The sequence below is a fragment of the Cetobacterium somerae ATCC BAA-474 genome, from assembly GCF_000479045.1.
GTDB classification, from domain to species: Bacteria; Fusobacteriota; Fusobacteriia; order Fusobacteriales; family Fusobacteriaceae; genus Cetobacterium_A; species Cetobacterium_A somerae.
This window is the reverse complement of sequence record NZ_KI518097.1, coordinates 1978-14540: the sequence shown is the minus strand read 5'-3', so window position 1 is coordinate 14540 and position 12563 is coordinate 1978. Positions and strand designations below refer to the sequence as shown.

General features: G+C 27.8%; 12 protein-coding genes. 8 read left to right on the top strand and 4 right to left on the bottom strand.

The annotated features are described in order from the left end of the window. Positions 1-32: 32 nt before the first annotated feature. Positions 33-1385 (bottom strand): glycoside hydrolase family 32 protein, encoded by a 1353-nt coding sequence (locus HMPREF0202_RS03300; RefSeq protein ID WP_023051966.1) that lies wholly within the window; start codon positions 1383-1385, stop codon positions 33-35. Between the two features lie 3 nt (positions 1386-1388). Further along, positions 1389-2759: a sucrose-specific PTS transporter subunit IIBC gene (locus HMPREF0202_RS03295; protein ID WP_023051965.1), complete on the bottom strand. Its 1371-nt coding sequence runs from the start codon at positions 2757-2759 to the stop codon at positions 1389-1391. Positions 2760-2981: 222 nt separating this feature from the next. On the opposite strand from HMPREF0202_RS03295, the gene HMPREF0202_RS03290 reads away from it, so the two are divergent. The 7 genes from HMPREF0202_RS03290 to HMPREF0202_RS03260 all read left to right on the top strand — a co-directional run bounded on the left by HMPREF0202_RS03290 (position 2982) and on the right by HMPREF0202_RS03260 (position 9962). Further along, the gene (locus HMPREF0202_RS03290; RefSeq protein WP_023051964.1) at positions 2982-3974 is read left to right on the top strand and encodes a LacI family DNA-binding transcriptional regulator; all 993 of its coding nucleotides are present in this window, start codon (positions 2982-2984) and stop codon (positions 3972-3974) included. Between the two features lie 32 nt (positions 3975-4006). Beyond that, positions 4007-5299: a histidine-type phosphatase gene (locus HMPREF0202_RS03285; RefSeq protein WP_040406233.1), complete on the top strand. Its 1293-nt coding sequence runs from the start codon at positions 4007-4009 to the stop codon at positions 5297-5299. A 22-nt stretch (positions 5300-5321) separates the two neighbouring features. After that, positions 5322-5885: a sugar O-acetyltransferase gene (locus HMPREF0202_RS03280; RefSeq protein ID WP_023051962.1), complete on the top strand. Its 564-nt coding sequence runs from the start codon at positions 5322-5324 to the stop codon at positions 5883-5885. Between the two features lie 303 nt (positions 5886-6188). Further along, positions 6189-7223 (top strand): methionine ABC transporter ATP-binding protein, encoded by a 1035-nt coding sequence (locus HMPREF0202_RS03275; protein ID WP_023051961.1) that lies wholly within the window; start codon positions 6189-6191, stop codon positions 7221-7223. Beyond that, positions 7204-7884: a methionine ABC transporter permease gene (locus HMPREF0202_RS03270; RefSeq protein ID WP_023051960.1), complete on the top strand. Its 681-nt coding sequence runs from the start codon at positions 7204-7206 to the stop codon at positions 7882-7884. The genes HMPREF0202_RS03275 and HMPREF0202_RS03270 overlap by 20 nt, the downstream gene beginning before the upstream one ends. A 34-nt stretch (positions 7885-7918) precedes the next feature. Beyond that, positions 7919-8749, top strand: coding sequence for a MetQ/NlpA family ABC transporter substrate-binding protein (locus tag HMPREF0202_RS03265; RefSeq protein ID WP_023051959.1), 831 nt, complete (start codon positions 7919-7921; stop codon positions 8747-8749). Between the two features lie 43 nt (positions 8750-8792). Then, positions 8793-9962, top strand: a complete 1170-nt coding sequence (locus HMPREF0202_RS03260; RefSeq protein ID WP_023051958.1) for a M20 family metallopeptidase — start codon at positions 8793-8795, stop codon at positions 9960-9962. Positions 9963-10011: 49 nt separating this feature from the next. On the opposite strand, the gene HMPREF0202_RS03255 is transcribed toward HMPREF0202_RS03260, so the two are convergent. Beyond that, entirely contained in the window at positions 10012-11328 is a 1317-nt protein-coding gene (locus HMPREF0202_RS03255) for a dihydrolipoyl dehydrogenase family protein (protein WP_023051957.1), read from the bottom strand. 136 nt (positions 11329-11464) lie between these two features. Between HMPREF0202_RS03255 and HMPREF0202_RS03250 the strand changes: the two genes are divergently transcribed. Further along, positions 11465-11929 carry a hypothetical protein gene (locus HMPREF0202_RS03250; RefSeq protein ID WP_040406231.1) on the top strand — a complete coding sequence of 155 codons (465 nt, stop codon included), beginning with the start codon at positions 11465-11467 and terminating at the stop codon, positions 11927-11929. 45 nt (positions 11930-11974) lie between these two features. Here HMPREF0202_RS03250 and HMPREF0202_RS03245 read toward each other — a convergent pair whose 3' ends face one another. Next, positions 11975-12463 carry a hypothetical protein gene (locus tag HMPREF0202_RS03245; protein ID WP_023051955.1) on the bottom strand — a complete coding sequence of 163 codons (489 nt, stop codon included), beginning with the start codon at positions 12461-12463 and terminating at the stop codon, positions 11975-11977. Positions 12464-12563: the final 100 nt, after the last annotated feature.

Sequence of the window (12563 nt, the reverse complement as noted above, 5' to 3'; positions counted from 1 at the left end):
TCAATAGCTCCTAGTTTCATAAAATCCTCCAATTAAAATTTATAAAATTCTATCTTAGGTATAGTAAACAACATTTTACTTCGAATTTCAATACCTAAACTATCTTTATTTGGATAGATATTTCCAGTAAAGACTTCTTCTCCATCATTTAAAAATATTTCAACAGAACATTTATCTACAAAAATATGTATTTTTTTTAAATCTTTAAGATAACATTTTCTAATCCCTTTATAACCGTAACCAGAAAAATTTCTATTTAAAGATGCCTTTTTTTTAATAGAATCAAAAGAAAAAGTAGTTCTTTCATTTCCATTTTTTCTTAAGTCAATTTCTATATCTTTAGAAAAATCGCCTAAAGATATTATAAGCTCATAAGCATCTCCTAGAATATTATATTTTGAAAGGTCAATAGTATTTTCTAAATATATATTTTCCATTACAATTTTTTCTTTTCTTAATTTTTTCAAATTATTATGTGGTTTTTGGAAAATCTTATTTTTCTTAATTTCTAATACTCTTGGAATAGTTAAAGAATGTACCCAATTTTCCTTTTCGATAGATGGATGCTCTAATTCTTCAGGCATGCCTATCCAGCCAATTAAAACATTTTTATTATTTTCATCTTTAAATGTTTGAGGCGCATAAAATTCAAATCCCCTATCAAGTTCAATGAAATCATTTTTTTCGATATCATACAAATCTCTAATTATATAACCAGATTGATATCTATTATTAAATAAATCTCCATCAGCTTTAATTCCTTGAGGTGATAAAATTAGAGCCTTATTCTTCTTATCCTCAATAAAATCTGGGCACTCACACATGAATCCGAAATTTCCATTGATAATTTCTTGCTCAAAACTCCAATCAATTAAATTATGAGACGAAAAAACAACTATAGTTCCAGTTAAATCAACTCTTTGAGCCCCAAGCACCATTTTATAAACTCCATCTTTTATAAAAACTTTAGGATCTCTAAAGTGCTTAGTATATTCTTTAGGAATATCTTTATCATGAATAACAGGACCTTTCTTTTCAAAGTCAATACCATTTGTTGAGATTGCTAAACACTGGTAACTCTCTCTAACGTTATTATTTTTAACATTTCCAGTATAAAACAGATAAAGTTTATTATCTTTTTCAATGGCACTTCCAGAATAACAACCATTTTTGTCAAACCAATCATTTGGGGATAAAGCTATAGGTAAGGATTCCCAATCAACTAGATTTTTACTTTTTAAATGAGCCCAATGTTTAGAAGCGTGTTCACAAGCATTGGGATTCCATTGATAAAAAATATGGTATTCGTTATTCCAAAAGATAAGACCATTGGGGTCATTTAATAACCCAAATGGTGGAGAAATATGAAATTTATTTTTCCACATATTTTACACCTCATCTTTAAATCCAAGAATAATTGTAGCAATTCCTGCTCCAATAAAGCTTATTAAAAGTGCAATGATATAGTTTAACATAGATTCAGGTTGAACAATTGATATACCTGGAATTCCTGTAACACCAACAGCGTTCATAGTAACCTTAGTTAGTGTAATATATGCTCCGCCAAGGGCGCCACCAATAACAGCTCCAATAAATGGTTTACCAAGTCTTAAATTAACTCCAAATAAAGCGGCTTCTGTAATTCCAAGTAAGCAAGAAAGTCCTGCAGGTAATGCTATTGATTTAAGTGTTGTATTTTTACTTTTTAAAAATACAGCCATAGCTGCTCCACCTTGGGCAACATTAGCCATAGACCAAATAGGAAGTAAAAAGTTTTTACCAATATTCGGATTAGCTAAAAGATTAGCTTCAATAGCATGAAAACTATGATGCATTCCAGTTATAACAATAGATGAGTAACTTCCACCTAAAAGAATACCAGCAAAGACTCCTAAAGTTGTATAAATATATTCTAAACCAAAAGATATTCCATCACCAACAATCCTACCTAAAGGTCCAATTAAAGTGATACTTACAAATCCTGTTATTAAAATCGTTAAGAATGGTGTTAGAATAATATCGAACATATTGGGAATTACTTTTCTTAAATTTTTTTCAATTATACTCATAACCCAAACAGCAATTAAAATAGGTAAAACAGTTCCTTGATAGCCAATTTTAGCAAAATTCATGCCAAATAGAGTAAAATAGCCTGAAATTCCATTTCCAACTGTCCATGCATTTTGTAGAGCAGGATGAATTAGAATTCCACCAAGAGCAGCTGCAAGATATGGATTAGCTCCAAATTCTTTGGCAGCAGAAAAAGCAAGGATAATAGGTAGAAAAACAAAGGCAGTATTAGAAAACATATCTAAAAGTTCAAATAAAGATGAATCACTAGTAAACCACCCAAATGTTTTACCCATACCTAAAACACCCATTAATAATCCACTTGCAACGATAGCTGGAATAATAGGTACAAAAATATTAGATAAAGTTCTAGCAAATCTTTGGAAAATATTTAAATTTTTTACTTGATCTTTTTTTATATCTTCTAAAGACGATTCCTCAATATGAGCTTCTCCTAAAATAATACTACAAACTTTATTTACTGCGCCTTGTCCTAAGATAATTTGAAGTTGTCCGTTTGAAAAAAAAGCTCCCTTTATATCAGGATTCTTTTTTAAATTTTCTAAATTAACAATATTTTGATCTTTAACAACAACTCTTAATCTTGTTGCACAATGCCCTATAGTAGAGATATTTTTTTCACTTCCAATATTTTCAATAATAAAATCAGCAATTTTTTGATAGTCCATTTCTCCTCCAAAAATAAAAATAGTTTTCTATATGTGGGACCGTTCCCACATATTGTTAAATTTAATATATTTTTTTAAAAAAGTCAATATATTATTTTTAAAATAATATTTTACTTTTTAAAATAAAACATTTTTTTCTATTTTAAAGCATTAAAAAATTAATTTTGTTTTTTTAAAAAATAAATATTATAATTACTTAATGAAAAAAATAGGCGGTATAAAATGAAAAAAAAATTAACAATAAAAGAGATAGCTGAACTTTCAGGAGTTGGAAAAAGTACTATATCTAGATTTTTTAATGATGGCTATGTAAGTGAAAGTGTTAGGGAAAAAATAGAAAAAGTTATTAATGAAAATAATTATGAACCAAATGTTTTTGCAAGGGGAATAAAAGCAAAAAATAATAGATTTATAGGAGTAATTGTACCATGTTTAGATTCTACAATTACATCTACTATTTTGATGAATTTAGATAATAGACTAAGAGAACTAGGGTATATTCCTCTAATAATTAATACAAATCATAATGTTTCTTTAGAGATAGCTAATTTAGAGAATCTATCTAGATTAAATGTAGAAGGAATAATATTGATAGCTACAGAAGTTACAAAAAAACATAAAGATTTTGTAAAGAAAAGTAAAATTCCAGTGCTTTTTATAGGTCAAATTTGTGAAGAAACTTATTGTATAGTTAACGATGAAGAAAAAGCCGGACAAGTTATAGGAGAGTATATACTAAATTCTAATCATAAAGATATTCTTTATGTAAGTGTTGATGAAAATGATACATTAGTTGGAATAGTGAGAAAAAAGGCTGTACTAGATAAAATATTAATAAATAATATAAAGGTTGATGTAGAGATTAGTGATTTTTCAATGGACTCTACAGAAAAACTTATTTATAACTATATGAAAAAAAGAAAACCTACTTGTATAATTTGTGCAACTGATAACATGGCCTTTGGTGCAATAAAAGCTTTAAATAAGTTAGAAATAAAGATACCTGAAGAGGTATCAATTGTGGGATTTGGTGGATATAAAATTTCAGATTTAATTTCTCCGTCTCTTACAACAATAAAGTTTTATAACTCTTTAACTGGGGAATTAGCAGCAGAAAGTATTGTAAAGCTTTTAAATAAAGAAAATATTCCAAAAATTCAAAAAATAGAATTTGAATTTTTAGAAAGAAAAAGCGTAAAGAAGTTGAATAGTTGATAAACGAATTTATTAATATGGGAGGAGAAATTATGAAAATAATAAAATGTCTTTTTTTATTTCTATTGATGTATTTATCTAATTTTGCACAAGATAATAATTTTTTAGGAAGTCAGACTCTTTATGTAAAAGTAGATGAAAATTATACGAAAGCACCGGAGGGATTTACACCATTCTATATAAATCATTTAGGAAGACATGGAGCAAGATATTTGAGTAGTTCTAAATCTATAGATAAAATTCTTAATGAATTAATAGAAGCTAGTGAGAGAAAAGAGCTGACACCTTTAGGTGAGGAGTTATTAAAAGATGTTTTACAATTGAAAAATTCTGAAGAGGGAAAATATGGCCTTTTATCTCAAATAGGGAAGGATATGGAGTTTGGAATAGGAAAGAGGATGTATAAAAATTATCCTCAAGTATTTAAAGAAAATAGAGAAATTTTAGCTGAAGCAACTTATGTAAAAAGAACTCAAGAAAGTATGAATGAATTTTTGAAAACATTTAAAGAGAATATTTCAGAAGATAATGTAAAAACAAAAATAAATGAAAAAGTAGATCCAATTTTAAGATTTTTTGATTTAAACCTTGAATATATAGAATTTAAAGAAAATGGAGATTGGAAAACTATGTTAAATAGTTTTCAAAATAGAAGTAAAATATATCTTGAAATAACTAATAGAATTTTTAAGAGTAAAGATATGTTAAGTGCTAAAAATAGTTTGAAATTTACGACAGACTTATATGGGTTATATACAAATCAATATGATATAGGAGAAAATGTAGGGTTAAGTAAATACTTTACACAGGAAGAATTAAAATATTTTTGGGCTAATAAAAATTTATCAATGTATTTAGAAAAAGGACCAAGTAGTGTGGGACAAAATTTACCAATGGATATTTCTTTTGCTCTTTTAGAAGATTTTTTGTCAACATCAGAAAATGCTATTAAGAATGAAAATATAGCAGCAAATTTAAGATTTGCTCACGCAGAAACAGTGATTCCTTTTGCAAGTTTATTAAAAATTGATTTTGCATCAAAGCAAACTAATGATTTAAATAACGTTGAAAATATTTGGAAAGATTATGAAGTTTCTCCAATGGGAGTTAATATTCAGTGGATTTTTTATAAAAATGAAAAAAATGATATTTTAGTAAAAATGCTTTACAATGAAAAGGAGATTAATTTTCCTATAGAAAGCAATATGAAACCATATTATAAATGGGATGATGTAAGAAAATATTATGAGAAAGTAATAAATGATTTAAAAATAAAAAAATATGATACAATAATCGATGAAGTTAAGTATTTTAAAGCATCATAGAATATAGCAAAAGGGGAGAGGTATGAGAACTGAAAGAGAAAAGATGATAGCTGGGGAAATGTATAACCCTAATGATGAACAGTTGGTGAAAGATAAAGAGGCTGCTAAGAGATTTTGTAGAGAATATAATTTAACAGATGATACAAATTATGATTTAAGAAAAAAAATGATTCAAAGCTTTTTAGGAAAAACAGGAAAGGATTTACATATTGAATCAAATTTTAGAGTTGAATATGGATATAATATTGAAATTGGAGAAAATTTTTATTCAAACTATGATTGCTTACTCTTAGATATTTGTCCAATTATAATTGGCGCTAACGCTATGTTAGCTCCGGGAGTTCATATTTATTCTGCAACACATCCAATAGATCCAATGGAAAGAAATTCAGGAAAAGAGTTTGGGAAGCCAGTAAAAATTGGTGATAATGTTTGGATAGGAGGAAGATCTGTTATAGCTCCAGGAGTAACCTTAGGAAATAATGTCGTAGTAGCTGCAGGATCTGTTGTTACGAAAAGTTTTCCTGATAATGTTGTAATAGGTGGAAATCCAGCAAAAATAATAAAAAATATAGAGGTTAAATAAAAAAATAAAAAATTAATTTGACATAAAAATTTTCATATGTTAGTATACTTAAAAATAAATTTATAGGAGTGGTTGAGATGACAACATACAATTTAATATCAAAAACTACAATGATGAATATGATGATGCCTATGGGAGTTGGAACCAAAAATTAATTTTTAATTTTGGGACGAACTCATTTTTGCTTTACTAAATGAGAAGCTCCCAAGGAATAAAGTTGTTAACATAAAGCTTGGGATTTTAAATCTCAAGCTTTTTTTTATTAAATTTTCAAAATTCATAATATATTACAAGGAGGAACAGATGATACAACTAAAGAAGATTATTAAAACTTATGAAAATAAAGGTCAAAGTATTGAAGCTTTAAAAGAGTTATCTTTTGATTTTAAGAAAGGAGAGATAACTGGAATAATAGGGTATTCGGGAGCTGGAAAAAGTACTCTACTTAGATGCATAAATCTTTTAGAAACACCAAGTTCGGGAGAAATTATAATAGATGGAGTTATTTTAAACAAATTAGAATCTAAAGATTTAAGAGAAACTAGAAAAAAAATAGGAATGATATTTCAGCATTTTAATCTTATGAGAAGTAGAAATGTTTTTAAAAATATAGCATACCCTCTTAAAGGTAGTGGTCTTTCTAAAAAAGAGATAGAAGAAAGAGTTGATGAACTTTTAGATTTAGTTGGATTAAAAGATAAAAAATACAGTTACCCATCTCAGCTTAGTGGAGGACAAAAACAAAGAGTAGGAATAGCGAGAGCTTTAGCAAATAGACCAAATTTGATTTTATGTGATGAAGCTACATCAGCGTTAGACCCTGAAACAACAGTTTCTATTCTAAAATTACTAAAAAAAATAAATAGAGAATTAGGAGTAACAATAGTTCTTATCACTCATCAAATGGAAGTTATAAAAGAAATTTGTGATAGTGTTATTGTCATGGAAGAGGGTATTATCAAAGAAGCAGGAGATGTAATCAATATTTTTTCAAGACCCAAAGAGCCAATAACAAAGAGATTTTTATCATCTATTTTTAATACAGAGAAAATAAATAGCTACTTAGAAAATATGTTAGTTAAACAAAATGAAAAAATAATAAAACTATCTTATGTTGGAAATAATACAGAGGAAGCTTATATTTCAAGAGTTTCTAGGGAGTACAACATTGATGCTAGTATTTTATTTGGAAATATAGAGATTATAAAAGAGACTCCAATTGGAAACTTAGTTATAAAACTAGGAGGAGATGAAAAAAATATTATAGATTCAATAGAGTATTTAAATAAAAATCAAATATATGTGGAGGTTTTAAAAAATGGAAGAAAAATTATATAGTTATTTAGGAAATGTAATAAAGTATCAAGACGAAATGGTTCGTGCCATGGGAGAAACACTAACAATGGTTGCTATAGCAGGAACTGTTTCAACATTAATTGGAACAATTATGGGAATAGTTTTAGTTATAACTAGAAAAGGTGGAATTTTAGAAAATAGTTTAATTAATAATATTTTAGGAAAATTTATAAATATTTTTAGATCAATTCCATTTGTAATTTTATTAGCAGCTTTAATTCCTGTAACAAGGTTTTTTATGGGAACAACTATTGGTTTAAAAGGAGCAATTGTTCCTCTTATATTTGGGTCAGCTCCATTTGTTGCAAGACAAATAGAATCGGCATTATTAAGTGTTGATTCAGGAGTAATAGAAGCAGCCTACGCAATGGGATCTTCTCCGTTTGAAATAATTTATAGAGTATTATTGAGAGAAGCATTACCAGAGATTATTTATGCTCTTATTATAACTACAGTTAGTTTAATTGGATTTTCAGCTGTAGCAGGAACAGTTGGTGGCGGCGGTCTTGGTGACTTTGCTATTAGATATGGATATCAACATTTTAAAACAGATATCATGGTAGTAACGATTATAATTTTGGTAAGCTTGATAACTTTTATACAATGGTCGGGAGAAAAAATATTAAAAAAAATAAAACGTTAGAATAAAAAATTAAAACTATAGGGAGGAAAGAGTTATGAAAATATTAAAGATTTTAAAGGTAGTTATATTTTTGGTGTTATCAACAGTAGGATTTTTAGGATGTGGGAACTCATCAGATGATTCATCAACAACAGAGAAAAAAGTAGTAAAACTAGGAATTAATGGAGATGAAAATGTAATCTGGGAAAATGTAAGAGACCAACTTGCAAAAGAGAATATAGAACTAAAGTTTATAAATTTTGCAGACTATATAAGACCAAATTTGGCTCTTCAAGATAAGGAAATAGATATAAATGCATTTCAAACAGAGATATATTTTGACAATTTTAAAAAGGAACATAAGTTATCAATAGTTAATTTAGGATATACAGTATTAGCTCCAATGGGGATTTATTCTAAAAAATTAACGGATTTATCTCAGTTAAAAGATGGAGCAGTAGTAGCTATTCCAAATGACAGCTCAAATGGTGGAAGAGCACTACTTTTACTTCAGGATGCAGGGCTTATAAGTGTAAATAAAGATGCAGGAGCTTTTCCAAGAGTTAAAGACATTATAGAAAATCCAAAGAATATAAAAATAGTTGAGTTAGTAGCAACTCAAATTCCAAGATCAATAGAAGATGTAGATGTTGCGGCTATAAATAATGGTGTTGCTGTTCAAGCTGGATATTCACCATTGGTAGATTCAATCTTTATTGAAGATTTTAAAAATGAGAGATTAAAGCCATATTTTAATATAATAGCTTCAAGAGATGATAATCAAAATAAACCAGAGATAAAAAGAGTTTTAGAAGTTTATCAAACTGCTGAAAATAAAAAAATAATAGATGATTATTATAAAGGGTCTTCAATAGCTGTATTTTAGAATTAAAATTAAAAGAGATTAGATAACTTTTGGAGGGAATAAGATGGAAAAGAAAATAATAGATTTTTTAGATAGTAATAGAGATATTTTTATAGATCTTAGTCAAAAAATACACCAACATCCTGAGATTGGAAACGAAGAGTATTTTGCAGCGGATTTATTAACAAAGTTTTTAGAAGAAAAAGGATTTGATGTTGAAAGAAATATAGCAGGACATGAGACAGGGTTTATAGCTAGAAAGCAATCTAAAAATGGAGAGTATCCTAAAATAGCTTTTTTAGCTGAATATGATGCACTTCCAAATCTAGGTCATGCTTGTGGTCATAATATAATAGGAGCAATAAGTATTGCTGGAGCAGTTGGATTAGGTGAGTTATTAGATAATGTTTCGGGTGAAGTTATCGTTTACGGTTGTCCTTCAGAAGAGGGAGGAGAGAACGGAAGTTCTAAGGGCTCTTTTGTTCGTGAAAATCTTTTTGAAGGGGTGGATGTTGCAATGATAATACATCCAGGAAGCGAGCATTCAATAACAAAGAAGAGTTTAGCAGTAAATCCTTTGGATTTTGAATTCTTTGGGCAATCATCTCATGCTGCAGGTTCTCCTGAAAATGGTAAAAATGCTTTAGATGCATTACTACATTTTTTCAACGGAATTGCAACACTTAGACAACATGTTAAATCAGATGTAAAAATTCATGGAATAATAACTCATGGAGGAGATGCACCAAATATAATTCCAGATTACACTAAGGCTAGATTTTACATTAGATCTTCGACAAAAGAGGGGTGTGATGATGTTACAGAAAAAGTAGAAGCTATAGCTAACGGTGCAGCACTTATGACAGGATGTAGAGTAAAGGTCTCAAGTTTCCAAAATAGAGTTGATAATCTTATACCAACGAGATATTTTGATGAACTTTATGTAGAAACTATGAAAAAATTAGGAGTAGAAGTTTCTATGGATTCAAAAAAAGGAATGGGATCAACTGATGTGGGGAATGTGAGTCAGATAATACCAACAATTCATCCTAATATAAAAATTTGTGATTGTAATGTTTTTGGTCATACCCATGAATTTGCAAAAGCAGCTGGGTCTATTAAAGGAGATGAAGCTGTTATATTAGGAGGGAAAGCTTTAGCTTTATTAGGGTTAGATTTAATTTTAAATAAAGAAAAATTAGAGAATATAAAAGAAAATTTTTTATCAAGATAAAATAAAAATTAAAAAGGGATATTATTATTTTAATAATATCCCTAAAATTTTAAGGTAAAAAAGTTCTTAGATAATCAATATAAGCTTTTTTAGCTAAATTTCTAATATAATACGTATATGTTGGATATGCTTGTACAGAATTCATAACTTTATAAAATTTTACTTTATTTCCAATCATTAGTTGTAAGAAACCAATAATTTCACCAGCTCGTTCACCAATACAAGTAGCACCGACAATATTAAATCTATTATCACAAATAATTTTTAGAAAAAATGCTTTTTCAAATGTAATTAAACTTCTTTCGTTATTCAGATCTAGAGAATAAATATAGGTTTTTTTATATTTTTTGTGAGCATCCTCCTCATTTAAACCAACTTTAGAAACTTCAATATCTCCAAAAAGTGTCCAAGGAATAAAAGAGTAATCTATCTTTTTCATAATATATGGGAAAAGAATATTTCTCACAACAATTTCTCCTTGGTAACCAGCCACATGTGAAAATTTGAAAGAAGAGGCTATATCACCAATTGCAAATATATTTTTTTCAGATGTTCTCATAAATTCATCTACAGAGACTCCTTTTGCATCATACTTAATTTTAGTTTTATTTAAATTAAGACTCTGTATATTTGGAGTTCTACCAGCAGAGATAAATATTTTTTCACTTAAAAAATCACCATTATTAGTTTTTATTAGAATATTATTATCTATATTTTCAATCTCCATAGATGTGCAATTTAATATTAAATTGATTCCTGCTTCTTTTAATTTATTAAGATAAAAATCTCTCACTTCAGCTTCCATCATAGGCAGAAAAATATCGGATTTTTCAAGAATAGTTACATCTATATTTAATTTTTTAAGAGGAAAAGCTAGCTCTAAAGAGATTACTCCAGCACCAATTAAAGTAATGCTTTTATAATCACCTTTTTCATAAAAGAAGTTATGATTTGCTAAGTACTTAACTTTATCTAATCCTTTTATATTAGGAATAAAAGGTGAACTTCCTGTAGAAATAACAATATATTTTCCAATATATTGTTGTCCATTAACTAAAATAGTATTTTTATCAATAAAAGTTCCTTCACCTTTTACAAAATCTATATTTTTGAAGTTAGAAATATGAGGGAGTTCACTATCGCCAATAGCATGAACATTTTTAAGAGCCATTTCTAGAGCTTCTGTCAAAGTTGAAGCAGTTTTAGATGCAGATATAAAACTTTTAGATGGAACACATCCACCCCAAGTACATTCACCACCCAAATGATCTTTTTCAATTAAAAGAACCTTTTTTCCAGCAGAAGCAAGACCAATTGAAGTTGTAAGTCCGCCTGCTCCACCTCCAATTATAATTGTATCATACATACTAACCTCCTCTATTGTTTTAATATAGTATATACTACGAATGTCGTATAATTGCAATATTATCTATAAGTTATTTATATATTTTATAAAGTATGTTATACTATAAGTCTAAGAAAATATTATGGAGGAAAATTTTATGAACGATATATTAATTAAAATTTCAGAAAAATATATAAAAAATTTAAAAAACCAAAGTCCAGAGGATAAAGAGAGTAATATAATATATGGAAAAATACTAAATATTTTAGAAAAAGATCCAACGCTTAATTTATTTGGACTTTTAACAGAATTAAATAAAGGAAAAACGTTTTATGAAAAAAATAAAGTTAGAAATAGAAGAGATAGACTTACAAATTTAGATATTTTAATTAAAAATGCTAATACAATTGTGGATAATCTTTTGGAAGATGATGAAGAGAGTTTAAGAAAAATTGAAAGAAGTTTAAATAGATCTGATATTTATAGAGATAGAATGGTTATGAATATACTTTTAGCAGAGTTTCCATCACCGCAATTTCATGATGTTTACTATACAATTAAAAATGATCAATGTAAAAAATTTTTATTAGAAGTTGTAGATGAAATAAGAAAAAGTAAATAAAAAGAATCCTTATACAACATACAACAATTGTATAAGGATTCTTTTTTATTCGTATGTTGCTCTCATAGTAATTTGTCCTGTATATTTTCCAGGAGTTTGATCTTTTCTAGGTTGTGCAGTTGCAGCAATGCTTAAAGTATTCTCTCCTCCATCAGTTAAAATAATAGTATTATTTGTATGATTTAAAAGATTACCAGGATTATTTTTTGCAGTACAGTTAAAAGTTATATTAAAAAAATCTTTATTATTACTATAAATTGGTACAGTAAAACTAGATCCATCAGAAGATAAATTATCAAAAGATATTTTTACTTTTGCATTTTCCTCTCCTTTTACGGTAAAACTTGAATAAGCATGACTAGTTGAACTAGCCAAGATATTACCAAAATCTAAAGCACCATCTACTTGAACTGTTAATGGTTTAATTATTGTTGCTGTAATATTCATTGTACTTTCTACAGCAGAATTTTCTAATGCTGAATAACTAATAGATGTTGCTGCTAATAAAAAACTAAAAATCAAAATTTTTTTCATAATCCCTCCCTAATAAAACAAAAAACCAGTTACACTAAAAAAGTGTAACTGGCTGTCATTTTAAAGACCCTATAGCTTTGCGTCATAAAGTTTCCCTTAT